Below are 24,981 nucleotides of genomic sequence, written 5' to 3'. Positions count from 1 at the left end.
CTCGGGCATTTTCATCGAAGGTGCCTGAAGCCGCTTCGTTGTGCGATTGTAGGTCATTTGGCCAATGCACAATTCGTTCGACAAAATGGTTCGAATCGTGTTGACGCCTAGAGGCAAATCGTCGTTCCCCTTTATACCGTCTTTCGACAGGCGGTCGGCAATGTCCACTGCCGAGAGTTCGTTGCGCACGTACAATCGAAAAATTCGCCTTATGACGGCGAGTTCGTGCGGCGGCCCCGGAATGACTATCACCTTGTCATTGTCCAGCGCTTTCCTCTCCCCATTCGCCATCACCTGCTTTGGCTTACCTGTGGCATCGACCAGAAGTCTTCGAAATCCGTAGATGAGTCTAGCGCCTTGGCGGAAACCCAGAGCTGCTTGCTGCCGGTGTGCGCGAATTAGCTTCTCCGAAAGTTCGCGGCTATATTCCCCGGCCATCACACGTTTCAGGTGCTTGACTATCGTCGTGATTGGGGCGACGTCATCGCCGAATGGCTCGGCGCAGTACACCACCCGCAACCCTGCTTGACGGCATAAGAACTCATAATGAGCGGCTTGGTCGGGATTTTGAAAGCGGCCCCATCGGCTCACGTCGAGAACCAAAATGGCGTCGAACGGCCGCCCTGTGTCCAAAGCATCGCTGAGAAGCTGCCGCAGAGCGTCACGCCCCTTCAACGAAAGGCCACTCTTTCCGACATCGACATACGACGCGATAACCTGATATCCGTGCTGCCTTGCATACTCGGCTATCGCAGTCTGTTGATTCTCAGTCGAATAGCGCTGGTTCTCTGACGACATGCGCAGGTATTGCGCAGCGCGTATCAAGCCACCGGCGCAGGCTGTAACATGATCGGGCATCGCCGCCCCCCTTGGGCTTAAGCAAGCGACCCGCCGAATCGCGTGCTAGCGAGAGGTGTACCGCGCCGAGCCGAACACTAGCCGACGCGCACCGCAAAGTAGAGGAAGATTCGTTTAGCCAAGCACCGGCAGTACGGAGGGGTCTCCTCTTGGCCCTTAGCGGACGTGTGCAAGCGCCAAGCGAAAAATCCGCTCTCGGATGGAATGCTGACGCGACCGGCCTAAAGTCCGCCAAGATAAATGCTGGGTTTACCTTTTATGGTCGCTACAAGTTCGGTTGCTATCCAATGCCTTTCGCTGGTCTTTTTTCCTGACTGGCGCACCCTTACACCAATAACACCATTGTTAGTGACGCCAGATTCGGCCGCCAACTGGAATTGAGTGCGTCCTATCGACTCAGGACAGGCATCGTGAGCAGCGACAATTTGCTCCCACCGCGCGACACTTAGAGGGGTCCGGAGCGTAGCTAGTGTGTGAGGTGAAGGACGCTTCAGAAGTTGGCTCGGGGTGTGGGGGAAAGCTGCAAGCCGCCGCCACGAGGTCACCTCTTAGATAAGGTACCCCTAACGCATTTCTGCCGGGGCCCCCGCCATTGATTTGAAATGTTATCCAGGACGCCGCTAAGGCGAGGGGTCTGTTTCCCATGTCTCTTGGATGGCCGAGTCAATCACGCGCTATGCCGGAAGGGATTTCGCCCCTTCCGACTTCCGACGCGACAACCATATTGTCAGATAGCCTGAATGTGATCTCGCGAAGAGTGTCCGGATCGCTTTTTTGAAGCGCCGCAACTCCCTGTCGGACAAGGTCATCATGCAGTTGTTTGTCGATGGCAGATTCGCGGTCATCAGCGAGTGACTCAAAGCGAACGATCCAAAAGTCAGGCAGCTTTGCTAGCGAGCCGAAGACAATACTTCTCGCCTCGTCGAGAGAACGTTGCGCGTCCACTATCGCGTGAGAGCCGGGCCGGGTGAGCGCATCTCTAGCCAACGCTGCTAGGCGCTGAACTTGTGTATTGGTACGTTCGTCGAGAACAGAGGAGACACTAAGAGCAAATCCCTCAATGAATTGATCGATGTCAGCACGCACACTATTGCGGATGAATTCCGGCCTGTTCCTGATTCTAGCCACCTCTTGTCGTACTAGACGGGCGTCTTCCGAAACATTTCTGCGTGTATCTGCATCGGTAGCCAGCTCAAGCGTCCCGCGAAGCTTTCCCATCCTTGATCGCAAATCTCGCGAAAGCTCTGACACGTCGGGTCCGAGCGCTCGTTCGAGGCCATCAACATCCTCACGCGCCTTTACTAGTGACTCGGATGCAAGTCGTTGTCCCTCAGAACCATCGTAGCTGCGATGGCCCTCAGCTGAGACATACATCTTCCCGGTCTCGTAAGTTTGACTAATCTTTGAGAATTCGAGTTTGCAGTTAAACAGACCGTTCTCGTCGATCGACCAATGAATGATAACTGGGTCGCCTCGTCGGATTATATCACCGGTCGCCAAGTCTGACGCATGAATCCGGATGCCGCCAACCGCTAGATTTAGCGATGGATCGAAAACGTCATCGGCCTGCTCATACACTTCGAAGTCAAGATAATCGTCACTCCCAGACCGTAAATCCTTTGAAGCGCGAAATTGCTCTGCGCCTTTCTTTGGCAGAACGGTTCCTCGTTTAACGAGTGTATGAAGCCTGTTCTGATCAATACCCGAAGTGTTATCCAGTACTTTCACCGCAAGATTGTGTGTCATGGGCATTCCCGCCGCGCTCGCGTCGGACCGAAACACCAAAATGTCAGTGCGGGCAGTGGTCCCCCTGGAATCCGTAACTTCCGCGATAAAGCGATTCTCCCCGCGCTGAGCCAGCGGCACATCGCGAATCTCCGTAGTGTTCTGCAAGTCGTAGTTTCCGGAAGCCCAGCCGCTCTCACTTTTTAACTGCAATCGCGAGCCAGAAAGTTGGGCCGAATCTTCCGCGCGAACCCGAAGTCGAAAGTTGGAAGATGAAACGCGCGCCGGATAATCGAACCGAACGTCGCTGACTTTTGCCACGGCGCGACTTCCTTTCGGGCTAGCACCGTCCTTTGTCCATTCACGACTCTCCGCAAAAATGGCGGCGCCCACGGCAACCGACGTCATAGGGTCGGTGTCAAGATCGACCCGAAGCCCAAGCTGCGAGGCAATCCTTTCGCGGACGATCGGCATGCGACTGGGACCGCCAATAAGTACTATTCGGTCGATATCATCCAGGCCGTATCCCGCATCCTTGATCAAAGACCGGCATAGTTCGATTGAGCGATCAACTTCATCGACGACAATTGCTTCAAGTTGGCTTCGGTCAATCTCAACATCGAGATAAATGTCCGTTCCATTGAGATCTCTCGCGCCAATCTGGCTTTCATCGGCGAAGATTCGATCTTGCGTTTGGGTGGACAGAGCGATCTTGGACATCTCGGCCCGATAGTGCGCTACCCGAATGAGGCGTTGGTACTTCTCATCACGCTGGAAGTCGTCGGCAAAGGAGAAGTTTGCGAGAAGCCATGGCCTCACAATCGAATTTACGATGGCTCTGTCAAAGTCTCGGCCGCCAAGCATATTGATGCCAGCATGCGCAATCACTGTGGCGGAACCTGATATGGTCTGAACGATCGCCGCATCGAAGGTGCCCCCTCCGAGATCATAAACAAGGAACTGACCATTCTTGTTTGAAGAGCGAGCTATCGAAGCCATGGCGGCCGCAATTGGCTCTTGCAGCAGCGCGACTTGAGAGAGACCTGCGCTAGCGGCAGCACGCATGGTTGCTTCAAACTGCATTTGGTTGAAAGCGGCGGGAATGGTCACGACAGCGCCTTCGATGTTGAAGTCACCGGCGCTCATCCGAGCCTGAGCCAGCAAAGCCTTTATGACCTCAGAGCTAGCTTCTTCAGGCGTTATCGCGGTGCCGTTAGCAAACCGAATCGGGCTCGATGTACCCATCAGACGCTTAAAACCTTGGGCTACACTTTCTGGCGAAAAGGCTGCTTGATCATAAGCTCTCTTTCCGACCAGCATCCCACCCCGACGATCCACCATAATCGCGCTAGGAAGCACGTCCGTGCCTTCAGGTGTTTTAAAGTGGCGAAGCTCTCCACTGTTGTTGCCAACTATTGCCGAGTTGGATGTGCCTAAATCAATGCCCAAATACATTATTGCTGATCCTTCTTCTCAACGAGAAACACCTTCCCCGTAAGCACTACTTGGTCATTCAGGATTACAGTCGGCTCTAGAGTGCGCTCTATAATGCACAGGGCATCGGAATTCACGTCCTCCGCGTTCACGGCGGTAACTGGAAGATTGATCTCAAATTCAGCGCCGTCGAAAGTACTAATCTTGATTCCTACGCGGCCTAGAATTGTGTCTAGCTTACCGTTGGCGTATCGAGCTTGTGCGTGGAGGCGATTGTGATGCGCTTCCGGCGTTAACGCGATACTCCGTTCGAAAGCTCGCGCAAGCTTCCAATATTCCGATGCAAGTTCGGCAACATCATTCTCGCGGAGCAGCATATCGGATGATCCTCTCAGCCAGGGCATCGCAAGTACTTGGTCGTGCCTTTGACACTAGACCACGTTAGAACTTCGTTCAGGCGAGTAAAGGTGATGTTTGTTTTTCGGGCTTCTCCAGCGATGATGCACACGGCCGCGACTTTCCAGCTGACGCCGGAGCCAGAGAACGATTGAAACTCACATCGTGCACCGTCTGTTTCCGCGCCCTTCGCTGTGATCGTGACGACAAGCGCATCTGAGCCTGCGGAAGCACCGTGACACGCTTTGGTATCGGTCGTCCAAGCGCCCGCTACGCTTGCCGAAAATGCAGCCTCAATATCGGCCGGGGTGCTCGGCGCAGCGGCTGCCATGAGAGTTTGTTCGGTTACGGAGTCCCACACGTCGTCAGCTGCAAGCCCATTCCTTGTCTTGAATTCCTTCAAGGCATCCCGCGAGGCCGCGCTCCAAAGGTAATTGTTATTGGCCCGGTAGTATCCCAGCTCCCGCAGTTTGTTGTGTAAGCGAGCAGCATCGTTGCGGTTCAGTGGATTGATGGATGTGCCTGCTCGCGGCGCGTAATAAGATTCTTGGCCGGGGTCGGCACTTGCTTTTGCTCCTGGAGGAGCGCGGAGGGCTGCTGCCGAATGCAAACGGTCAGCCGAAGAACCGTCATAGTTATCGTCTGGAGACAGTCCGTTTGCTGATTTAAACGCCTTCAGTGCGCTACGAGATTGAGGGCCCCACACGCCATTTACCGGTCCGCGGAAGAAGCCCAAGTCAACGAGGCGTTTCTGGGCTGCGAGGGCTATATCAAGGTTGAGTAGGTCTGTGGCGGAATCGTCCTGCATTCGGGCTTCAGGCTTAGCCACGGGCGCTCCCATTATTTCGGGCGGAAGCTGAGCCAGCGGGGGCGATTGGCCGCTAGGTCGTGCCTCAAACGATGAGGATGATCCGGTGCCAGGAATGATAGGAGGTGGAGGTCGTGATCGCCAAGAAGACGTTATGCGGCGACCATCTTGGCTTAACAGAGTTGCTTTGCTTCTCACTTCTTCTTCAACGACAAGCAAGTCGTTTTCCTGATATCGGAAGTTTGAGCAACGCGCGTTGTAGTCATCGGCAAGTTTATTGAACTCGTCGGTCTCGTATGGGCTCCGTAAGTCTCCTTCAATGCTTTTCAGTCTAGCTTTCTGATAGCGGCAGTACCTGATATTCGCACGTGAAAGGAGATTGCCCGACCCGATTGGGGGCTTGATCTCCGACGTATCTACCGGTTCAGTTTGCGGGGTCGGAATTCTGGGATTAGAGAAATTGTCTCCGTTTGTGCGAGGCGGGGTCGATGGAAAACTCGGCTGAACAGGACGAGCTGAAGAACTTGAGCCGGAACTAGAGGGACCCGAATTGTTCGAAATACTCGCGACTAGTAACACGAGGCCTACCACGCCAAAGAAGCCCCACTTAATGTATCGACCGTTCCTTTGACTTTGTAACTTAAACTTGAGTTGATTGTAGACCGCCCGGTCTTCCGCTGAGAGATCGATCTTCAACAAGTCGTCTAACGCATCTAGAGCAGTTGAAGTCTCTCCAGCTTCTACCAGTTTCAACAGTCGCTTTTCTTTTGCATTCTTTGTGGCAGCGAAAAGATCTTCTCGAAGGCTCCCAACAAGTTCGGCGGAGATGCCCCCGTCGCTTGCCAAACGCAGTAGCTGCTCGATGATTACCTTGGCGGCAACCGGCGAGTTCTCTTCATTGTTCAGATTGATCGCGAGGCCGCGCAACAATATCCAAGGGAGGTCCGCGAACTTCGTTTGGCGGAGTCCGCCCAAAGCGGTAGAAAAAAGAAGCCATAGATCGCGAGCTTCTCCTTTTGCAGAGGGACCGAAGCCACCACTTTCAAGGTCCGCTGCGATGGTCCATTTCGAAACGCGATCAACGAAATCCTTCAGCGGAACTATTCTTCTTTCGGTAATTCGGTCTCTGAGTACCTCGTCGTCCTCGGCCAACTGCTCGGAGGCTCTTGGGAGCGATTCAAATGCTTCGGAGGCGGTTTCTGAAATGGCGAGCGCCGAAATAAAATCCTCATGCTCATTAGCGCGATCGAGGCAAAGATTACGTATTGTGAAGTAGAGCTGACGAGAGCGAGGCTCGTCGCGCCCTTTGCTCGCCTCGGATTCAATGAGTGGCCGAGCTAAATTGATCCACTTTTGCAGATAATTTGACAGCGTGCCGATATCGTTTTTCGTCGCCGGCCTCGATTTTAAATCCTCAACACTGGCGGCTATGTGCTCTTCAAGTTCTCCTAACTCAGAGGATGCAAACTGGGCGTACGATCTCAACAGCCTGTCTAGCGCGTGCAGCCGGTCTTCGTCGGGTTGGGCTAAGATTCGTCTGGTACAATCGCGAAGTGGTGCTGCGGCTGCCTTGGCACTCTTCAATCCGCCTAGCAGCGCTTTGACGTGTTGCTCGTGGAGCGTTTCGAGGGCCTCCTTGACGGTTTCCAAAGATGGGCTCACGACTCCAGCTTGCCGTCTGACCGATTGGATTTTCGTGAAGATGTCGGCCGGCGCTGTGTGAGCTTGGGCGTCCAGGATCGAAAAGAGGATGTCGCTCGATGCCGGCGAGCGAGAGGCGAGTTCCGTCAGAACGTTTGATCTTGAGAGCGGGGCAGCTCTTTCGGCTTCCTTGAGAAGTGCAGTCGGCGAGGCTTTCAATGCCGCCACGAGCCGCGCGACTTGATTCGGCGGACTGTCAAAAAGATAAGAAAGCTCCGCGTTGGTGCGCTGCCGAGGATTGATTAGGGCCTCACGGGCTTCCGCAATGACACCTTCCGATATCTCGGCATCAGCTAGGGCGTCCTCGACCGCCTCTGCAATTCGATCCAAAGACGTGCTCGGGTCGACCTTAAGAACAAAGAACGGATTTTTGAGCAGCTGAAATGTTCTAACATCACCTTCTAGAATGTCGGTCATGCTCTGGCCCCCGCCCGTGAGCGTATGCAACCGGAAGGCGTTTTTGAAGTTAAACTTTCAGCCAGCGACTCCGAAGGCGTCTAGCGTGAGGCACGAGTAACATCTCTGGTTTGACACCCCAAAAGCTTTCCGTCCCGGAAAGGCCGCCGTCCACAGGCCTTAGATAAAAGGTAATATTGGTCTACAATGACCGGTTGAGTGAGTCGGGCATAGGAAGCTGGGATGAGCAATGTCACTCGTCGTGCATTAAGGGTCTACGCCGCCCTAAATGAGCTGAAGGGCAAAGAAAACGATGACGTGCTTGACGCGCTCATTCCATTCTTTGAGCCGATTTTGGCGGTCATGGACGGGAAAGTGTTTGACCCGCACCTTTTCTCAGCAGGTGTCCGCAGGCTTTATCGCTGGCGCTTCACTGGTGATATTGCCGCTACATTCATTCCCCGACTTGAACGACGGGGCTTTCTTAAGCAACAGGCTCGTTCCGCCGCCGGCGTCATTTACTTAGTGCAGTACAGCGAAAAGCCCGTTGAGGCATCGCCAGCGCTTTTGACCGCCTTCGAAAAAATCATAGATGAGTTCGAAGAGTTTCCACCCAAGGTCACGGACCTACTTTCCTATACGAAGACAAGAGAAGAACTCAAAGACATACTCATTCGATTTTTGGTCATGATGGATGCTCCGGGACAAGGGGCGTTTGCACCTCAGTTGGGAGAACTGGAGCCCGGTGGAACCGCGGTGGAGGTTTGGCGGGCCTTGAAGAGGGCGGGCATCCTTTAGATTCCAATGACCGTTACATGTGCGCCAAGTTCGTGCAGCAGCTTATGAAACGAAGGCCAGAGTTTGTCCCTCACTTGACCCGGCTCAGCTCGATTGGCCTGCTTGCTGAAGTGGTCGAAGATTTCTTGAAACCCACGCACGTCGAAACCAAGACTGACTTAACGGTTATCCTAGATGCACCAATCGCATTGGATTATCTCGGTTGCTCGGGCAAAGCGCTCAAGGATGACATTGCTACAATCGTCTCCGCATTAAAAGACGTGGGCGCTACGTTTGTCGTGCTCCCGGCAAGCTGCGTGGAGATGCAGCACAATCTAAAAAGCATGCTGTCGTTGCCTCCTGAGCTTCGGCGGGGCTACACCCACAACGCAATGCTACGCAAAGAGGTCGCTGGAGATTTCGTACGGGCTGTTATGAACCAGCCCGAAACCGCGCTCAGCAACGCTGGGATTACGGTTCGACAAATATCGCTCGACACCTATCATCATGCACATAAGTTTTTTACGCAGGAACAATTCGATGACTTTCTCGGAAGCATCACATGGGGCAACAACATAAATGCTCGCGAACATGACGCTACTTGCGCTGCCATTGTGATGCGACTGCGGGAGGGACGACAGAGCGCCGACGTGTTCAAGACGCGCCACGTCCTGGTCACTCGCAATCCATCCTTTGTTAGGCATGCCAGAAACTACTGTCTGCAAAGCCGGATGATCAATTCGCTCCAAGAGGGACCTGTAATTCACGCTCGTGAGCTTGCGACGACGGCTTGGTTGAGAACGGGCCTGGGTGCAAGCGAAACGATCCCGCGAGGCCATCTCATCGCAACGTGCGACCGGGTGCTTCAAGTTCGCCCCGAAGTCAGAAACGCTCTCGCGGCCCAACTGGCCATCGTAACTCCTGATCGGATCGAACAACTCAATCTTCTAATGCAAGATGCCCGCAGCGTTCAGAAGCTGGCGGACGAGACGCTGAATAATGAAAGCGTTGTGACGGCGGACAACGCGGAGCGCCTCCTAGACGTTATGCGCGAAGCTACGGCCGAGGAACTACGCCAACAGCATCAAGCAGAGATTTTACGGCTCAAAGCGGAGAGCGCTGCTAACGTGGAGGCCTATAAAGAGGCGTCGCGCTCAGATTCGGAGCGGGTGAACTCCCAGTTAGGTCGCTTGACCACTGAAGTTGCCGCCCTTCAGCAGCGCAATGCTGACGCCGAGGCTCTCGTCAATTCTCAAGTGCGCGGTGTGGTGGCGGGCGTAAACCGCAGAGCAACAGCTATCGAGATTGTCATCGGCGCAATTCTCCTTGCGCTTGGAGCTGTCGGCCTTTTGAACGTGTTCACTGGCGCGCTCCACGAAAATGTTGTTTGGGGAGCGGTGTTGCTCGCCTTCGGTGCGATTGGCTTTGTGAGGGTGTTCTTCGCACTATTGGAACGGCCGATGCCGGCGCTGGCCACGGCCCTCAATTGGTATTGCCGTCGTCGGGTCAGGAAGCAGCTTTTGCAATTGGGCCTTTCGGACGCCGGTGCTTCGCTCACCTACAAAGGAGGGCGCGTCGTTGACGTGGAGGGCAGCAAAAAGCCCGCCTCCTAACAGCGGGCTCCTCACCTGACGGATGCCCGTTTACGGGTCAGCCCTCATTCTCAGTCAACTAGATCGAGACCTGTTAGTTCCAGCAGCGCCGAGAGATGCTGCAACAGGACTGTGTAACAACGTCTCGACAACGAACCAAAAAGATGATAAAAATCAATCTCTTGCAGATCGGACCCGCCAATCCTTTCCTGGGCACCATTGCCCTTGCCCATGATTCGGTGAACTGCGGCCTGGTAGGTCCGCTGACCGGTGCACGAGATCGGTCACAGCGCGATGAATGCCCGGCGAGCTATGACAGCAGCGAGCCGGCCATGGAGCCTACTTCTTTCTGCCTCGCGGATTGCTTCTTTGTCGGAGGGCGCTCAGTGGTCGGCCAGCGGATAGCGGCGCAGGCTGCGGATCAGGTGTGTAACCATTGAAGTCCGCAAGGCAATTATCATCTCCTTCGGCATTTCTGTGCATCAGCAGGCCATTTTGAGCGAACACCAACCTTCCATTCTGATCACGTCCCGACCATTCCGAGCCTTCAACTTCTTCGGATGAGACATGGTGAGGTACATCGCCAAAAGTGATGGAAATCCCGGCGCCGGGGTGATCGGGGTGCGCGCTCATATGCCCCCTGATGATGGCACTGCGATTATCCGTGAAACGACCGCCTCCTCCATACGTTGTCGCCTGAGGCCATAGCCCTATAGCGGTCAGCCAGGGAGTGCGACTGATCGCAGTCCAGGCATCAGTGTAACTTGTATGCACGCGGCTCCCTTGATGCGCGAAGTACAAGAGCAGCTCTCCAGCAGGTGACAAGTCGCATTTCTCGGGAAAAATGCGCCCCTTGAACCAGGCTCCCCTGAAAAAGGTATCATTCCGAGTATTCCAGCGAATGACGTGGCACCACGCTGTCGGTCCGCGCCTGAAAATCACGGCTTCATGCGCGCTCTTGGCAAAAATGACGAATAGTCTGGGCGGAATCGGCGATCGAGGCATTTATACTTGCCGGCTTTTACAGCTTGTCGGGCGGGAGCCGCCAAACGTTCGGGTCGATGATATCGCCTTGTTCGCATGGCTTCATTTTTCGTGCCTGCAGCGGGCGGCCGCTTCGCCGCCATTCGAAACGGAAAAATCTCCTCGCCCGGCGGAAGATTGGCAGAGATATCGAGAAGGCTCGGATGAACCAGTCAGGGGCCTCCAGATAGCGCAGTGCTTCAGCGGCACCCTCCGCATGAGTCTTTTCAAAGTGAGCATCGCTGAACTGCTCTGGATTGGCCGGATACCACTCCAAACATCGTACAATTCCCTCCTGCAGTTCGGCGCTGTCGGGCAAGCGAACTGCAAAGGCCAACTCTCTGCGGAAGCAGATCGCCTCGATTCGCGCGCGCCGCTGTTCCTCATATTCGATCCCGCATCGTTCGAGCCTTGCGTGCGTGGCTTCATGCACGATCGTTGATGCGATCTGCTCGAGAGCTGTGGCCGGGTCGGCCACAGATCGCTCGTCGAGAATGCAGGCCCTGAGTGAATGGCTGTATTCGCCAAGGCGCTGCGGCAGCAGGCACACCCAAACGCGTTCAAGCTCGCGAGTGATGCGTGCGTAGTCCAGGGGGCTATGCTGCTTGATGAGCAGCAACGCGCCTTCGACGCGCGTCAAGTGTTCAGGCCCCCCGCGCCAACACCCGATTCAGATTCCGTCAAGGTGCCCACCAATGGACCTCGCCAGTCGAATTCTGTCGATGATGCGCGGGCGAGCCTGAGGCGGCCTATGGCGTTTCTTGCTCATCGGGATGTATCAGAACCGGCCACGGTCAGGGGTGGGCACGCCGTGAAGCCTCTCGCGCTGGGCTTCGAGCCAGACCAGGCGTTTCATCGCCGACTTCTTGAGTGAGGCAGAGAGTTTCAAACGCGACGCCCTGAATTCGGCATGGGCGATCCAGCCGTTCAGTTCCTGCAAGCTGAGCTTCGCTGCATCTGCCTCAGTCTCTGGTGCTCCTGATAGTTCGCCCATTTTGCGAACCTCAGGCGTCACTGGTTGAATAGATGGAGATACCGATATCCATCCCTGCTCCACCCGTTGCGGCAGTCAGTCGTGCAGGAATTACCAGGGACCTCATAACGGCCGACGAAGGAAATGCCACCGCAATGTCCATCTGCGGGGATCCAACGAGGTTTTCCGAGACCAGCCGCTGCAGGCGGTCACCGATCGATTGAACGCAATCGAGCGCGGCAGCCCATCGGTCCTGATCATCTGGAATGTCGATCTGGGCATAGGCGGGTGCGCCGTCAGATGGCTGCTCGTAGCGATCAAGAGCAGGCCCAGCGCGGTCTCCAAGTCAGACCGCGACAAGGTTACGTCTGATATCCGGATCACGATCGCAAGGGGCTGCTTGTTGACCATTCTGCAAGCCATTCGTTACCGACCAGCGCGGCGCCAGTATCCGAGCCCGGTCAGTTGTCTGACCAGCATCCCGCCTGCGAAACCCCGATAGATTTCCAGCCGATCGTCGTGCGAGAGGAACAGAAGCTGCCGGCCGGGCTTTGCTGCCACCAAAGCGTCCCAGCCAAGCTCGAGCGCAAACTCGATTGTTTTGGAAAACGGATCGACATCGCGCGGTTCGAACCGATGGCCAGGCGCTTCATACAGTCGGCGCTCCTCGTTATTTGCGGCTCGCCACCTTCTGTAGCGTTTCCACCTCTCATCGGTCGCGGCGTGCTCGTCCCATCCGTCGCCGCTGACGCAGAACGAGAAAAGCACCGTAGCCTCGGAAAAGCTTCCGGCTGATTGCACGATTGAGTCGGCGGCACGGGAGTAATCGCGGCCGCCACTCTCGTAATAGAGGCCGAATTTCGGACCGGCGTATTCGGCGATTTCACGACGAAGTTTCCTGTCCAACAAACTCGCTTCGTCTCGACCCAAGAACTTCATTATTCCTTCACACCGACTGCCGACCAGCCCTTCCAGCCTGCAACCTACGTGGGCTTTGGGGATATGAAATAACCTCTAAGCGAGCAGGCGCTCTGGTCTGCTTAAGAGTTCAATTCAAACTGTAATGATCGGTTGGTGCGGTTCGGTACAGACCGCGGGCTAATACGCCTGTGAGCAACGAGCTCAGGGACTTCCCGACGGCTTCGGCCGGCTGCTCGCGGTGAACGCCGCTCGATGCGGCATAGCCTTCGCTTGAGGCAGGCATTTGCGGGTCGAGCCCGCTGCGCGCGATAGATCGGCGAACTATGCCGCCGAATCCGGATCGGACTGGTGTCCGTCCGGACCACGGTTGAACACGCCATAGTCGCTGGACTTCGTGCCGTCGCCGTCTTTCGCCAGCACGGTCAGTCCCAGCTTCAACAGCTCGCGTACGGCTGCCGCGCGGGTCGGCATCCGGTGCTTGAAGCGGAAATCGTCAATCACCGTCAGTTCCTCAGGCGAGAGCATCACCTGTAATCGTTCACCGCGGAGATCGGCCATTGGAGGTGTCCAAATTGAGACAGTTGAGCCAGTTTACTCAATTGTGTAGTTTACTCAACGCTTGTCATTGAAGACGGTTCCGCCAAACCAGATTCCAAAGCCAAATTAGCTAAATACATAAGTAAAAACAATGCGTTAGCTGTTGATTTACGATTTCTTAGGGTGCATGATGAGCTCCTGGAGCACGGCCATGACCGAGAACATCAAGCTGCCTCGCAAACTTTCCGAAGAGCAACAGGCGCCCCCGCCGCGGCGGCCGAGCCATGCCAATGTCATCGAAAATCTCGACCGTTGGGCGAACAGCCCGGGCCTGCAACCACCGAAATCGGCTGACGAGAAATCGGCCTGACTTCCTGAGGCTCAGCCAGCAAGGTTGCCGCGACATCTCATCGAACGTGGGTGAATGCCCTGGTGGAAATACAGGGATCGCGACGAACTCAAATTCCCGCCCTATAAGCCTTGCCCAGCCGCTCGCCACCCGCGGCTCCGGGCGCTAGTGTTCCCGTCGAATCCACTTAAGACACGAGGCTTTCCTTCATGACCATTCGCCTGCATCGCGGCGATCTGCCCGATTTGTCCCGCTACAAGGATTCGGTGGCGATCGATACCGAGACCATGGGGCTCAACCCGCACCGCGACCGGCTCTGCGTGGTGCAGATGTCGAACGGCGACGGCAGCGCCGATGTCATCCAGATCCCGCAAGGCCACACCGATGCGCCGAACCTGAAGGCGCTGCTGGCCAATCCGGCCATCACGAAAATCTTTCACTTCGCGCGGTTCGATGTCGCAGTGCTCTACAACGCCTTCGGCGTGATGCCGCAGCCGGTCTACTGCACCAAGATCGCCTCGCGGCTGACCCGCACCTATACCGACCGCCACGGGCTGAAGGACTTGGTGCGCGAACTGCTCAACATCGACCTGTCGAAACAGCAGCAGTCGAGCGACTGGGGGTCGGCGACCCTCAGCGAGGCGCAGCTCGCTTATGCCGCTTCCGACGTGCTGCATCTGCATGCCTTGCGCGAGCGGCTCGATGCCGTGCTGGCGCGAGAGGGACGCAACGAGCTGGCGCAGGCCTGCTTCGACTTCCTGCCGACCCGGGCCAAGCTCGATCTCGGCGGCTGGGAGGCCGAGGACATCTTCGCGCATTCGTGACCGAGACTATTTGAAGCGCCACGATACCGGCGTCCGCCCCGTTTCGGTCACACTCGTCGCGAGTGTCCGGGCTGCATAATCCCGCGATTGCGGGTAGAATGACGCCCTTCCGAGCGTCTTTGGAGCCGCGGTGAACTCGATACAGAACCCAGCCTATGCCACCGGAATGGAGGCCCGCTTTGCCGCGGCCGCCCGCCATAGCCGGATGGTGCGGATGCTGCGGATCGCGGTTCCGGCGGCCGTGGCGCTGGCAATGGCCGTCATCATCTACATCGCTGTCTTCAACCCGTTCAAGATTACGGAGCTGGTGAAGCTGCCCGTCGACATGAGCAATCTCGTGGTGTCAGGCACCAAGATCACGATGGAAACGCCGCACCTCGCCGGCTTCTCCACCGATCAGCGGCCTTACGAATTGTGGGCCAAGGCCGCGATCCAGGATCTGACCAGCCCCGATCACGTCGAGCTCCAGACGCTGCGGGCCAAGGTCATGATGGAGGACAAGAGCATGGTGACGATGGACGCCCGCACCGGCTTCTTCGACAGCAAGCAGCAGATGCTGGACCTGCGCAAGGATATCTTCCTGCAATCCTCCACCGGCTATGAGGCGAAGCTGTCGCAGGCCTATGTCGATATCAACAAGGGTTCGGTGACGTCGGACGAGGCTGTCGACGTCAAACTGCTCAATGGCACGCTGCGCGCCGACCGGCTGAGGATCATCAACAGCGGCGAGGTGGTGCGTTTCGAAGGCAATGTCGTGATGAACCTGATCATGGAAAGTCCTCCGGCGCCTGAGCCCGAGCCGGAGCCTGCGCCGCCGCCGAAGACGCGGTCCGTCACCGGCAAGTCCGCCAACACGAAATGAAATTCATGATGAAGTCTTCTTCGCGCAATTTCGCGGCAGCAGCCCTTGCGCTCGCCTTGACCGCCTCCGGCAACGCCCTCGCGCAAGGCGCGATGTCGGGCGTGCCGAATGCGATGCAGGGCTTTTCGCAAAACCGCGATCAGCCGATTCAGATCGAGGCGGCGTCGCTCGAAATGCGCGACAAGAAAAAGGAGGCGACCTTCTCCGGAAACGTGAAGGTCGTGCAGGGCGACACCACCATGACCGCGAAGTCGCTGGTGGTGTTTTACGATTCCGGCTCGGATCAGGCCGCACCGCAACCGGCCGCGCCGAAGGGATCGAAATCCGGATCGATGCAGTCCGCGACCCCCGGACCCGGCGGCAGTTCGTCGATCCGCCGGCTCGAAGCCAAGGGCTCTGTCGTGGTGACGCAGAAGGACCAGGTCGTGACCGGAGAGACCGCGATCTTCGATACGCGGGCCAACCTCATCACCATGGTCGGTGGCGTCGTGCTCACCCAGTGCAAGAACGTACTCCGCGGCGACCGCCTCAAGGTCGACATGACCACCGGCGTGTCGCGGGTCGAATCCGACAGCGGCAAGGTGCAGGGCATGTTCATCCAGGGAGAGAATTGCGGGTCCGGGTCGGGTGGGGCGAAGCAGGCTCCGGTCGCCATACCGTCGCTGATCCCCGGTAAAAAGTAAGGCAGATCAGAGCCTTAAAGAATCTTATGGGCCCGCATGGTTGAAGCTTGAGGTGCGAGCCTGTATCTACTGGGCAGGGCGCACGGCGGGGTGTTTCGCTGGGCAGGGGACATCCATTCATTCATGGTTCGCGGGCATAGCGATTCGCCGGCGGGCGCGTCGCGGAATCACCGTGAAAGGCGTAAGCGAAGCGGGATGGTGGATTTACTCGGCATGTTCCGTCGACGCCCCGCGAAACGCGGCGGCCCCGGATTTGCGCGCTCGCGCGAGGACATCACGACACTCGGCGATTCCTTCGGCGACATGATGAAGAGCCCGGTGCGCGATGCGCCGCCGATGGCGCGCGCCGCCTCGCTGCCCGGGCTGGACTTGCCGCGGTCTCAGCCCGACGTCGAGCCGCCGCGCGAGGAGAGGCCTCGTTCGCGGGCACAGGCGCCGCGGTCCAAGGCCAACGTGAAGGCCAACGGCGGCGAAGCGCCGCACCTGCTCAAGCGGCCGGGCTTCCTTGCCGTGCACAGCGTGGAAAAGAGTTTCGGCACGCGCCAGGTCGTACGCGGCGTCAGCATCTATGTCCGCCGCGGCGAGGCGGTCGGCCTGCTCGGGCCGAACGGCGCCGGCAAGACCACGGTGTTCTACATGATCACCGGCCTGATCAAGGCGGATCGCGGCGCCATCGAGCTCGACGGTCACGACGTGACCAAGCTGCCGATGTACCAGCGCGCGCGGCTCGGCATCGGCTATTTGCCGCAGGAAGCCTCGATCTTCCGCGGCCTGACCGTTGAGCAGAACATCCGCGCCGTGCTCGAAGTGGTCGAGCCCAGCCGCAAGAAGCGCGAGCGCGAGCTCGATGCGCTGCTCGACGAATTCAACGTCACCCGCCTGCGCAAATCGCCCTCGATCGCGCTCTCCGGCGGCGAGCGCCGCCGCGTCGAGATCGCGCGCGCGCTGGCGACGCGTCCGAACTACATGCTGCTCGACGAACCCTTTGCCGGCATCGATCCGATCGCGGTCGGCGACATTCAGGACCTGGTCCGCCATCTCACCAACCGCGGTATCGGCGTCCTGATCACCGACCACAATGTGCGCGAAACGCTCGGCCTCACCGACCGCGCCTATATCGTCTATGCCGGTCAGATCCTGACCGAGGGCAGCCCGGAAGAGATCGTCAACGATCCGGATGTACGCCGCCTTTACCTTGGCGAGGAATTCCGGCTGTAGTGCGCGCCTCGCGAATGCGCGGGCGATTTGGCGTTAAGGTATTGCGTGCATTCAGGAAACCGCGGAGCGCCCGAGCCCGAAATCGGCCATCGCGGTTGCCGATCGCGCCTTAGCCCGTTTTTTGCATCCGTCAAGCCGTGTACAAGGGCTTTGGACTAATATAAGCAAGAATCGGACCAACTTTCAGTGGATCGGTTCTTATTCCTATGGCGCTGACGCAGAGATTAGAGTTCCGCCAATCGCAGTCGCTGGTGATGACGCCGCAATTGATGCAGGCGATCAAGCTGCTGCAATTGTCGAATCTCGACCTGTCGGCCTTCGTCGAGGAGGAGCTGGAGCGCAACCCGCTGCTGGATCGGGCCAGCGATGGCCCCGAGCCACCGGTCGCCGGCGAGCCGGTGGCCGAGAGCGCCGAATTCTCGGATTCGGGCAGCTATGGCGATGAAGGCGGCGGCGACACCTCCGATATGGGCACCAGCCCAGGGGGCGAGGCCTTCGAGCCCGGCCAGGAGGATTGGCTGAACCGCGACCTCGGCAGCCGTACCGAGATCGAGCAGACGCTCGATACGCCCCTCGACAACGTCTTTTCCGAAGAGCCCGCGGAAGCCGCCGCGCGCGCCGCGCAGGACGCGGCGCCGACCGCCTATACCGAATGGGGCGGCGGCGCCTCCAACGACGACGACTATAATCTGGAAGCCTTCGTCGCCGCCGAGGTGACGCTCGGCAGCCACCTTGCCGAACAGCTTGCCGTGGCGTTCAGCGCGCCGGCGCAGCGCATGATCGGACAATATCTGATCGACCTCGTCGACGACGCCGGCTACCTGCCGCCGGATCTGGGGCAGGCGGCCGAGCGGTTGGGCGCCGCGCAGGCCGATGTCGATGCCGTGCTCACGGTGCTGCAGAAGTTCGATCCGCCCGGCGTCTGTGCGCGGAACCTGAGCGAGTGTCTTGCGATCCAGCTCCGCGAACTCAACCGCTACGACCCCGCGATGCAGGCGCTGGTGGAAAATCTCGACCTGCTTGCGCGGCGGGACATTGCCGCCTTGCGCAAATTGTGCGGCGTCGACGACGAAGACATCACCGACATGATCGGCGAAATCCGGCGGCTCGACCCGAAGCCGGGCCTGCGATTCGGCACGTCACGCACGCAGACCATGGTGCCTGATGTCTATGTGCGGCCGGGGCCCGACGGCGGCTGGCATGTCGAGCTCAACAGCGACACCTTGCCGCGCGTGCTGGTCAATCAGGTCTATTACACCGAGCTATCGAAGACGATCCGCAAGGACGGCGACAAATCCTATTTCAGCGACTGCCTGCAGAACGCGACCTGGCTGGTCCGCGCGCTCGATCAGCGCGCCCGCACCATTCTGAAGGTCGCCACCGAAATCGTCCGTCAGCAGGATGGCTTCTTTACCCATGGCGTGGCGCATTTGCGGCCGCTGAATCTGAAAGCGGTGGCGGACGCGATCCAGATGCACGAATCGACGGTGTCGCGGGTTACCGCCAACAAATACATGGCGACCAATCGCGGCAGCTTCGAACTGAAATATTTCTTCACGGCCTCGATTGCGTCGGCCGATGGCGGCGAGGCGCACTCGGCGGAGGCGGTCCGCCACCACATCAAGCAGTTGATCGACGCGGAGGCCCCGAACGCGATCCTCTCCGACGACACGATCGTGGAACGATTGCGCGAATCCGGCATTGATATTGCCCGCCGCACGGTCGCAAAATACCGCGAGGCCATGCGTATTCCTTCCTCGGTCCAGCGCCGCCGTGACAAACAAAGCATGCTCGGTAACGCACTTTCTGCTCCCGCCACCTCCTCTGACCGGTCCCGCGACACGGCGCCAGCCTGATTGCGTTCGCCTCAGATCGCGATAGTCTCAGTTCCCCCAAGGCCGGTCCGGGAAGGCCAGAGCAGTCGAGCCATCAAGCGAGGCACCCAATGACCCTTCGAATCTCCGGCAAAAGCATCAGCGTCGGCGAAGCGCTTCGTTCGCGCGTCAGCGAGCGCACCGATGAGGTTTTGAGGAAATATTTCGACGGCAACTATTCCGGCCACATTACGCTGAGCAAGGACGGTTTCGGCTTCCGTACCGACTGCGCGTTGCACCTTGATTCGGGGATTACGCTGGAGGCCGATTCCAACGCGACCGACGCCTATGCCAGCGCCGACCAGGCGCTCTTGATGATCGAGAAGCGCCTGCGCCGCTACAAGAGCCGGCTCAAGGACCGCTCGGCCCGCAAGGCCTATGCGGCCTCTGCGGCGCTGGCGGAGATCGATAACGCCCCGGTACTCGACGCACCAAGCTATGTGATCGAGGCGCCGGCGGAAGGCGACGAGGAGGTCACCTCCTACAGCCCGGTCATCATTGCCGAGGCGACCACGTCGCTGAAGCGGCTTTCGGTCAGCGAGGCGGTGATGGAACTGGACCTCACCGGGGCCTCCTGCATCGTATTCCAGCACGGGTCCAGCGGCCGGGTGAACATCATTTACCGCCGTACGGACGGCAATGTCGGATGGGTCGACCCCCCGGCGGTTACCCCATGATATATATGGCTAGCCGCATTGACGCCCCGCGGCGCCCTCCCTATGGTCCGCCGCCCTCAACGATGGCAGTGCAGGAACCCGCATCCGGGAGTTGGCACCGGCCAAGCGTTGGAGTAGAAGCCCAGCAAATCGGGACCCGGACTAAACCCGCCTCCCGTCTCATCTTCTTGACGCCCCGGTTCTCGAACCTATCTCTCGCAACCTGACGGTTCAATTCACCTCGGAACGCCCCATGACGATTACCGATCTGGTCGCACCCGAGGCGATTCTCCCCGCGTTGAAGGTCATCAGCAAGAAGCAGGCGCTGCAGGAACTCGCGGCGCGCGCCTCCGCCCTGACCGGCCAGAACGAACGCTCGGTGTTCGAGGTGCTGCTGCAGCGGGAGAAGCTCGGCACCACCGCCGTCGGCTACGGCGTCGCCATTCCGCACGGCAAGCTGCCGAAGCTGGAAAAGCTGTTCGGGTTGTTCGCCCGGCTGGAGCGCCCGATCGATTTCGAGGCGATGGACGGTCAACCGGTCGACCTGATCTTCCTGCTGCTGGCCCCGGAAGGCGCGGGCGCCGATCATCTCAAGGCGCTGGCGCGGATCGCCCGCCTGCTGCGTGACGTTGACGTCGCCAAGAAGCTGCGCGCCTCGCGCGACGCCCAGGCGATCTATTCGGTCTTGGCGCTGCCGCCGGCGAGCGCGGCGTAGGTCCGAGCGGCGGTTCTCCTGTCGGTAGAGAACGGGTTAAACGCAATTTTAAGCTAAATAGCGGTTATTTCGGGTGCTGGGATTTTCCTTTTTTACCCGGAGAACATTGCCATGACGGTGCGGCTGACGATTTCGCGCGCGATATTGATTTTCGGATTGGTTACCGCATTGGGGCTCGGTGCCGTCATTGCCACCAGTGTTTACGGGCTGTCACAGCTCAAGGTCGGTGGCCCGCTCTATAACCAGATCAAGCTCGGCAACGATCTCATCGCCGACATCCTGCCGCCGCCGGAATATGTCATCGAGGCCTATCTCGAGGCGACCCTCGTGCTGCACGACCCGGCGAAGCTTGCGGCGCATCGTGACCGGCTTGCGCAGCTCAAGAAGGAATATGACGAGCGGCACGCATTCTGGGTAAAGTCCGATCTCGACCCGGTGCTCAAGACCAAGCTGGTCGAAAAATCCGACGGCGAAGTGAAACGCTTCTGGACGGCGATTGAGCAAGGCCTGTTGCCTGCGCTCGCCAAGGGCGACAGCGCTGCGGCGACGAAATCCTATGCCGAGATCGCCGCACGTTATGCCGCGCATCGCGCCATCATCGACGACATCGTCAAGCAGACCAACGACCAGAATGCGGCGACCGAAGTCGCGGCAACCGAACGCGTCAGCACCTTCACGTTCCTGCTGTGGGGCGTTTCGGCCGTGGTGTTTCTCATCATCGGCGCCGGCATTTTCGGCGTGGCGTTCGGCGTCATTCGTCCCATCGCGCAAATGACTTCCGTGATGAAAGGCCTTGCCGGCGGCGACCTTGCCGTCTCGGTGCCGGCGCTCAGCCGCGGCGATGAAGTCGGCGCCATGGCGCGCGCGGTCCAGGTGTTCAAGGACAATGCCATGCGCGTACAGTCGATGGAGTCGGAGCAGGCCAGCCTGAAGCAGAAGGTGGAAGGCGACCGAAAGGCCGCGATGCAGCAGATGGCGGACGGCTTCGATGCCGCGATCGGAAAAATCATCCAGACCGTGTCGACCGCCTCGTCCGAGCTCGAATCATCGGCCGGACAACTGACCAAGACCGCCGAAGTGACCCAGGTGCTTTCGGCTACCGTTGCCTCCGCATCGGAGCAATCCTCGGCCAACGCGCAGTCCGCGGCGGCAGCCGCGGAAGAGATGGCCTCAACGGTTTCGGAGATCAGCCGCCAGGTCCAGGATTCGCACAAGATCTCCCGCGAGGCGGTCAGCCAGGTCGAGCAGACCAATGCGCGGATTTCCGATCTCGCCCAGTCCGCCAGTCGCATCGGCGAAGTGGTCAGGATGATCAGCGCGGTCGCCGAGCAGACCAATTTGCTGGCGCTGAACGCCACGATCGAGGCGGCGCGCGCCGGCGAGGCGGGACGGGGGTTTGCGGTCGTTGCCTCCGAGGTCAAGGCGCTTGCCGCGCAGACGGCGAAGGCGACCGAGGAAATCTCGGACCAGATCGGCCAGATGCAGTCGGCGACCAACCAGTCGGTGTCGGCGATCCAGGAAATCGGCGGCACCATCGGCCGCATCGCCGAAATCTCGCAGGCGATCGCAGCAGCCGTGGAAGAGCAGGGCGCTGCGACGCAGGAAATTTCGCGCAACGTGCAGCAGGCGGCGCAGGGTGCGACCCAGGTCGCGGGCAGCATCACCGACGTGAATCGCGGCGCGACCGATACCGGCACGGCCTCGACGCATGTGCACGGGCTGGCCCGCTCGCTGCTCGGGCAAAGCAATCATCTGAAGGGCGAGGTGGAGAAATTCCTCTCGACCGTCCGCGCGGCGTAAGAGACGCAAAAAAATACGCGGGCCCGTCCTGAAGGACGCCCGCGTATGATGAACTCTCGTTGCGGCCTCAAGCGGCCGTCACGTCAACGTTTCTCCGCGACCGCCGCGCGACTGAAGCAGCGCGTGCTGCTTCAGCGACAGCGGCGCACGTTGCGTCAATGCACGCTGACGGCCTGAAGCTCGTTGCTCCATGCGTTGGCGATCGCAGCTTCCCGGCTGTCGGTCAGCATGATCGGGGTGCCGTCGGCGGCATGCAGCGCGAACAGTTTCAGCCCTGGCGCGATTTTCGGCGCCTGCGGAAACAGTCCCGGCACGTCCTCGGAACGGACTTGTTTCACGTAGGCGATGTGGCCTTCACCAAGATGGGCCAGTGCCTCGACGGAAACCTTTTCGGATTCGAAGGTCACACTCACGTCACTCATGGTCTCGACTCCTTCTGGGTCTAAGCGGTCGAGTCCGCTACTTGTTCCATTATTCGTGCTCATTGATAGCTATTGTCTTAACGACCCTTTCAGGCTCCGGCCTGGCAAGGTCGATCGACAGCAGCCCGTTTTTCAAATCCGCGCCCAGCACCAGCATCCCCTCTGCCAGCACGAAGGTGCGCTGGAAGTGGCGCGCGGCGATGCCGCGATGGATGTATTGCCGGGCCTTGTCGTCCTGCTGGCGGCCCCGGATCACGAGCTGGTTTTCCTCAGTGGTCACATCGAGTTGGTCGCGGGTAAAACCCGCCACCGCCAGCGTGATGCGCAGGCGTTCGGGCTGGCCGTTGGCACGGTCGCACCGCTCGATGTTGTAGGGAGGATAACCGTCGGCGCCTTTGACGACGCGATCGAGCGCACGCTCGATTTCGTCGAACCCAAGCAGGAACGGACTGGATAACGAAGGAACACGAGACATCACAAAGTCCTCTCGAAGCGACTTTGAGGGGCCCTTGCGGCGCCCCATTCAACCGGCCGGCCGACTTGCCGTCCGGTCACGAAGGAATATGGGGGTGATTTGGGAAGGGTTCAAGCGCCTCTGAAAGCTGCGTAAATCGGCCGCGGCGGGTTTTCACAGGCTCTTACGTCGATAAAGGACCGTTCAGGAGCCGATACGCTTGCGGCCGTCGGCGGTAAAGAGATGCAGCTTGTCGGGAGCCGCCACCGCCCTGATTCGCTCGCCGATTGCGGGGCCGACGGCGCCGGGAATGCGGACGATAATTTCGCCCGGTGGCAACTCGCCGGGGGTGGTGGCGACGCCCTGCTCCTCCTTTTGCCTGGTACCGTAGACGAACGTTTCGGCGCCGACGCGCTCGATCGCTTCCACCGTGAGGCCCAGCGCCACGCCGCCGGTTATCGTCTCATCGGTGATGACGAAATCTTCCGGCCGGATGCCCAGGATACCGGCTTCGCCAGCGCGCGAATCGCCGGCCAGCTGCGATCTGATCTCGTCGGAGCGCAGCGGCATCAGGTTCATCGGCGGAGCGCCGATGAAGGAGGCCACGAAGGTGGTCGCCGGCTTCTGGTAGATCTCCAGCGGATTGCCGATCTGCTCCACCTGGCCCCCGTTCATGACCACGAGGATATCAGCCAGCGTCATCGCCTCGAGCTGGTCATGGGTGACGTAGATCGAGGTCGTCGAAAGGCGGCGCTGCAATTTGCGGATCTCGACCCGCATCGCGATGCGCAGCTTGGCGTCGAGGTTCGAGAGCGGCTCGTCGAACAGAAAGACCTTCGGCTGCCGCACGATGGCGCGGCCCATCGCCACGCGCTGGCGCTGGCCGCCGGACAATTGCCGCGGCTTGCGGTCGAGCATGGCGGCGAGTTCGAGAATGCGGGCGGCTTCCTCGACGCGGGTCTTGATCTCAGGCTCGGGCATGCGGCGGTTGCGCAGGCCGTAGGCCATGTTGTTGTAGACGCTCATGTGCGGATAGAGCGCGTAGTTCTGGAACACCATCGCGATGTCGCGGTCGGCCGGCTCGATCTGGTTGACGACGCGCCCGCCGATATCGATCTCGCCGCCGGTGATGGTCTCCAGCCCCGCCACCATGCGCAGCAGCGTAGACTTGCCGCAGCCGGAGGGGCCGACCAGCACGCAGAACTGGCCATCGCCGACCTCGAAGTCGATGCCCTTGATCGCCTCGAAACCACCAACATAGGTTTTGCGGACGTTGCGCAGCGTGACGTTGGCCATGACTATCCTACTTCTCCGTCTGGACCAGGCCGCGCACAAACAGCCGCTGCATGAAGATGACCACCGCGACCGGCGGCAGCATGGCAAGGACCGTCGTCGCCATGGCTAGCTGCCATTCGGCGAGCTCATCGGTGGCCACCAGCATCTTCTTGATGCCGATCACGATGGTCTGCATTGAATCCTGCGTCGTGATCAGAAGCGGCCAGAGATATTGATTCCAGCCATAGATGAACTGGATCACGAACAGGGCTGCCATGGTCGTGACCGACAGCGGCAGCAGCGTGTCCCAGAAGAAGCGGAATGGGCCGGCACCGTCGATGCGGGACGCTTCCAGCAGTTCATCCGGCACGGTCATGAAGAATTGCCGGAACAGGAGCGTGCCGGTGGCGGACGCGATCAGCGGCAGGATCAGCCCGGCATAGGTGTCGAGCATGCGCAGGTCGGCGACCACCTTGTAGGTCGGGTAGATACGCACTTCCACCGGCAGCATCAGCGTGATGAAGATGATCCAGAACGCGGTCTTGCGAAACGGAAAGCGGAAATACACGACGGCGTAAGCCGACAGGATCGAGATGAAGATCTTGCCGACGGCAATGCCGATCGCCGAGACGAATGAATTGATCAGCATGTTGGCGACCGGCTCGCGGCTGGTGCGCGAGCCGCCGATGAAGATCGCGCGGTAGTAAT

Annotated in this window: 24 protein-coding genes; 12 read left to right on the top strand and 12 right to left on the bottom strand. The window is 59.1% G+C overall.

The genetic code is table 11. From position 1 onward, the window contains the following. The 4 genes from CQ12_RS31545 to CQ12_RS31530 form a co-directional block, all read right to left on the bottom strand. Positions 1 to 858: recombinase family protein (locus CQ12_RS31545; RefSeq protein ID WP_198164302.1), on the bottom strand; the 858-nt coding region annotated here is incomplete at its 3' end. A gap of 663 nt (positions 859 to 1,521) precedes the next feature. Beyond that, positions 1,522 to 4,038, bottom strand: a complete 2,517-nt coding sequence (locus tag CQ12_RS31540; protein ID WP_063799850.1) for an Hsp70 family protein — start codon at positions 4,036 to 4,038, stop codon at positions 1,522 to 1,524. After that, positions 4,038 to 4,394: a hypothetical protein gene (locus CQ12_RS31535; protein ID WP_057839181.1), complete on the bottom strand. Its 357-nt coding sequence runs from the start codon at positions 4,392 to 4,394 to the stop codon at positions 4,038 to 4,040. Before CQ12_RS31535 ends, CQ12_RS31540 begins: the two co-directional genes overlap by 1 nt. A gap of 14 nt (positions 4,395 to 4,408) precedes the next feature. Continuing rightward, positions 4,409 to 7,339, bottom strand: a complete 2,931-nt coding sequence (locus CQ12_RS31530; RefSeq protein ID WP_057839180.1) for a peptidoglycan-binding domain-containing protein — start codon at positions 7,337 to 7,339, stop codon at positions 4,409 to 4,411. A 222-nt stretch (positions 7,340 to 7,561) separates the two neighbouring features. Here CQ12_RS31530 and CQ12_RS31525 point away from each other — a divergent pair, with 222 nt between their 5' ends. From CQ12_RS31525 to CQ12_RS44410, 3 genes are all read left to right on the top strand, one after another. After that, positions 7,562 to 8,116: a hypothetical protein gene (locus tag CQ12_RS31525; RefSeq protein ID WP_057839179.1), complete on the top strand. Its 555-nt coding sequence runs from the start codon at positions 7,562 to 7,564 to the stop codon at positions 8,114 to 8,116. A 17-nt stretch (positions 8,117 to 8,133) separates the two neighbouring features. Beyond that, positions 8,134 to 9,708 carry a hypothetical protein gene (locus tag CQ12_RS31520; RefSeq protein WP_057839178.1) on the top strand — a complete coding sequence of 525 codons (1,575 nt, stop codon included), beginning with the start codon at positions 8,134 to 8,136 and terminating at the stop codon, positions 9,706 to 9,708. A 143-nt stretch (positions 9,709 to 9,851) separates the two neighbouring features. Next, the gene (locus CQ12_RS44410) at positions 9,852 to 10,127 is read left to right on the top strand and encodes a hypothetical protein (RefSeq protein WP_157088608.1); all 276 of its coding nucleotides are present in this window, start codon (positions 9,852 to 9,854) and stop codon (positions 10,125 to 10,127) included. Positions 10,128 to 10,708: 581 nt separating this feature from the next. Here CQ12_RS44410 and CQ12_RS31515 read toward each other — a convergent pair. The 4 genes from CQ12_RS31515 to CQ12_RS31495 all read right to left on the bottom strand — a co-directional run bounded on the left by CQ12_RS31515 (position 10,709) and on the right by CQ12_RS31495 (position 13,162). Beyond that, positions 10,709 to 11,350, bottom strand: coding sequence for a hypothetical protein (locus tag CQ12_RS31515; RefSeq protein WP_057839177.1), 642 nt, complete (start codon positions 11,348 to 11,350; stop codon positions 10,709 to 10,711). A 138-nt stretch (positions 11,351 to 11,488) separates the two neighbouring features. Then, positions 11,489 to 11,704 carry a hypothetical protein gene (locus CQ12_RS31510; protein WP_057839176.1) on the bottom strand — a complete coding sequence of 72 codons (216 nt, stop codon included), beginning with the start codon at positions 11,702 to 11,704 and terminating at the stop codon, positions 11,489 to 11,491. A gap of 405 nt (positions 11,705 to 12,109) precedes the next feature. Continuing rightward, positions 12,110 to 12,589, bottom strand: a complete 480-nt coding sequence (locus CQ12_RS31500) for a hypothetical protein (protein WP_057839174.1) — start codon at positions 12,587 to 12,589, stop codon at positions 12,110 to 12,112. Between the two features lie 336 nt (positions 12,590 to 12,925). Then, positions 12,926 to 13,162 (bottom strand): hypothetical protein, encoded by a 237-nt coding sequence (locus CQ12_RS31495; RefSeq protein WP_057839173.1) that lies wholly within the window; start codon positions 13,160 to 13,162, stop codon positions 12,926 to 12,928. A 190-nt stretch (positions 13,163 to 13,352) separates the two neighbouring features. Between CQ12_RS31495 and CQ12_RS45310 the strand changes: the two genes are divergently transcribed. The 9 genes from CQ12_RS45310 to CQ12_RS31450 all read left to right on the top strand — a co-directional run bounded on the left by CQ12_RS45310 (position 13,353) and on the right by CQ12_RS31450 (position 22,122). Continuing rightward, entirely contained in the window at positions 13,353 to 13,511 is a 159-nt protein-coding gene (locus CQ12_RS45310; protein ID WP_198164300.1) for a hypothetical protein, read from the top strand. 188 nt (positions 13,512 to 13,699) lie between these two features. Further along, a complete protein-coding gene (locus CQ12_RS31485) occupies positions 13,700 to 14,314 on the top strand; it encodes a ribonuclease D (RefSeq protein ID WP_057839171.1) in 615 nt (204 codons plus the stop codon). A 130-nt stretch (positions 14,315 to 14,444) separates the two neighbouring features. After that, positions 14,445 to 15,176 carry an LPS export ABC transporter periplasmic protein LptC gene (gene lptC, locus CQ12_RS31480; protein ID WP_057839170.1) on the top strand — a complete coding sequence of 244 codons (732 nt, stop codon included), beginning with the start codon at positions 14,445 to 14,447 and terminating at the stop codon, positions 15,174 to 15,176. A 5-nt stretch (positions 15,177 to 15,181) separates the two neighbouring features. Next, positions 15,182 to 15,859, top strand: a complete 678-nt coding sequence (locus CQ12_RS31475) for an LptA/OstA family protein (protein ID WP_198164299.1) — start codon at positions 15,182 to 15,184, stop codon at positions 15,857 to 15,859. Between the two features lie 195 nt (positions 15,860 to 16,054). Continuing rightward, on the top strand, positions 16,055 to 17,077 hold the full coding sequence (gene lptB, locus CQ12_RS31470; RefSeq protein ID WP_057839168.1) for an LPS export ABC transporter ATP-binding protein: 1,023 nt from the start codon (positions 16,055 to 16,057) through the stop codon (positions 17,075 to 17,077). 206 nt (positions 17,078 to 17,283) lie between these two features. Further along, positions 17,284 to 18,933 (top strand): RNA polymerase factor sigma-54, encoded by a 1,650-nt coding sequence (gene rpoN, locus CQ12_RS31465; protein ID WP_057839167.1) that lies wholly within the window; start codon positions 17,284 to 17,286, stop codon positions 18,931 to 18,933. 89 nt (positions 18,934 to 19,022) lie between these two features. Next, positions 19,023 to 19,628 (top strand): ribosome hibernation-promoting factor, HPF/YfiA family, encoded by a 606-nt coding sequence (hpf, locus tag CQ12_RS31460; protein WP_057839166.1) that lies wholly within the window; start codon positions 19,023 to 19,025, stop codon positions 19,626 to 19,628. A gap of 232 nt (positions 19,629 to 19,860) precedes the next feature. Further along, entirely contained in the window at positions 19,861 to 20,322 is a 462-nt protein-coding gene (gene ptsN / locus CQ12_RS31455) for a PTS IIA-like nitrogen regulatory protein PtsN (protein WP_057839165.1), read from the top strand. A gap of 111 nt (positions 20,323 to 20,433) precedes the next feature. Beyond that, complete coding sequence (locus CQ12_RS31450) at positions 20,434 to 22,122, top strand: methyl-accepting chemotaxis protein (RefSeq protein ID WP_063799849.1); 1,689 nt, start codon at positions 20,434 to 20,436, stop codon at positions 22,120 to 22,122. A 155-nt stretch (positions 22,123 to 22,277) separates the two neighbouring features. Here the strand turns inward: CQ12_RS31450 and CQ12_RS31445 are convergent, their stop codons facing one another. The 4 genes from CQ12_RS31445 to ugpE all read right to left on the bottom strand — a co-directional run. Then, positions 22,278 to 22,544, bottom strand: a complete 267-nt coding sequence (locus CQ12_RS31445; protein WP_028347912.1) for a BQ00720 family protein — start codon at positions 22,542 to 22,544, stop codon at positions 22,278 to 22,280. A 49-nt stretch (positions 22,545 to 22,593) separates the two neighbouring features. Beyond that, a complete protein-coding gene (locus tag CQ12_RS31440; RefSeq protein WP_057839164.1) occupies positions 22,594 to 23,019 on the bottom strand; it encodes an Hsp20 family protein in 426 nt (141 codons plus the stop codon). 183 nt (positions 23,020 to 23,202) lie between these two features. Beyond that, positions 23,203 to 24,294, bottom strand: a complete 1,092-nt coding sequence (locus tag CQ12_RS31435; protein ID WP_057839163.1) for a sn-glycerol-3-phosphate import ATP-binding protein UgpC — start codon at positions 24,292 to 24,294, stop codon at positions 23,203 to 23,205. Positions 24,295 to 24,301: 7 nt separating this feature from the next. Then, positions 24,302 to 24,981, bottom strand: a 680-nt coding sequence (gene ugpE / locus CQ12_RS31430; RefSeq protein ID WP_057839162.1) for a sn-glycerol-3-phosphate ABC transporter permease UgpE, incomplete at its 5' end; no start/stop codon positions are given.

This window comes from Bradyrhizobium jicamae (assembly GCF_001440395.1).
Lineage (GTDB): Bacteria > Pseudomonadota > Alphaproteobacteria > Rhizobiales > Xanthobacteraceae > Bradyrhizobium > Bradyrhizobium jicamae.
The sequence above is the reverse complement of the archived record's forward strand: the minus strand, read 5'-3'. Positions and strand labels throughout refer to the sequence as shown.

Coding starts and splice junctions, on each gene's coding strand:
- hpf (WP_057839166.1), top strand. CDS start 19,023: ATGACCCTTCGAATCTCCGGCAAAAGCATCAGCGTCGGCGAAGCGCTT.
- CQ12_RS31445 (WP_028347912.1), bottom strand. CDS start 22,544: ATGAGTGACGTGAGTGTGACCTTCGAATCCGAAAAGGTTTCCGTCGAG.
- lptB (WP_057839168.1), top strand. CDS start 16,055: ATGGTGGATTTACTCGGCATGTTCCGTCGACGCCCCGCGAAACGCGGC.
- CQ12_RS31435 (WP_057839163.1), bottom strand. CDS start 24,294: ATGGCCAACGTCACGCTGCGCAACGTCCGCAAAACCTATGTTGGTGGT.
- CQ12_RS31485 (WP_057839171.1), top strand. CDS start 13,700: ATGACCATTCGCCTGCATCGCGGCGATCTGCCCGATTTGTCCCGCTAC.
- CQ12_RS31540 (WP_063799850.1), bottom strand. CDS start 4,038: ATGTATTTGGGCATTGATTTAGGCACATCCAACTCGGCAATAGTTGGC.
- CQ12_RS44410 (WP_157088608.1), top strand. CDS start 9,852: ATGATAAAAATCAATCTCTTGCAGATCGGACCCGCCAATCCTTTCCTG.
- CQ12_RS45310 (WP_198164300.1), top strand. CDS start 13,353: ATGACCGAGAACATCAAGCTGCCTCGCAAACTTTCCGAAGAGCAACAG.
- CQ12_RS31510 (WP_057839176.1), bottom strand. CDS start 11,704: ATGGGCGAACTATCAGGAGCACCAGAGACTGAGGCAGATGCAGCGAAG.
- CQ12_RS31525 (WP_057839179.1), top strand. CDS start 7,562: ATGAGCAATGTCACTCGTCGTGCATTAAGGGTCTACGCCGCCCTAAAT.
- CQ12_RS31520 (WP_057839178.1), top strand. CDS start 8,134: ATGTGCGCCAAGTTCGTGCAGCAGCTTATGAAACGAAGGCCAGAGTTT.
- rpoN (WP_057839167.1), top strand. CDS start 17,284: ATGGCGCTGACGCAGAGATTAGAGTTCCGCCAATCGCAGTCGCTGGTG.
- CQ12_RS31495 (WP_057839173.1), bottom strand. CDS start 13,162: ATGGCCGATCTCCGCGGTGAACGATTACAGGTGATGCTCTCGCCTGAG.
- CQ12_RS31450 (WP_063799849.1), top strand. CDS start 20,434: ATGACGGTGCGGCTGACGATTTCGCGCGCGATATTGATTTTCGGATTG.
- CQ12_RS31535 (WP_057839181.1), bottom strand. CDS start 4,394: ATGCTGCTCCGCGAGAATGATGTTGCCGAACTTGCATCGGAATATTGG.
- CQ12_RS31530 (WP_057839180.1), bottom strand. CDS start 7,339: ATGACCGACATTCTAGAAGGTGATGTTAGAACATTTCAGCTGCTCAAA.
- CQ12_RS31475 (WP_198164299.1), top strand. CDS start 15,182: ATGATGAAGTCTTCTTCGCGCAATTTCGCGGCAGCAGCCCTTGCGCTC.
- CQ12_RS31440 (WP_057839164.1), bottom strand. CDS start 23,019: ATGTCTCGTGTTCCTTCGTTATCCAGTCCGTTCCTGCTTGGGTTCGAC.
- ptsN (WP_057839165.1), top strand. CDS start 19,861: ATGACGATTACCGATCTGGTCGCACCCGAGGCGATTCTCCCCGCGTTG.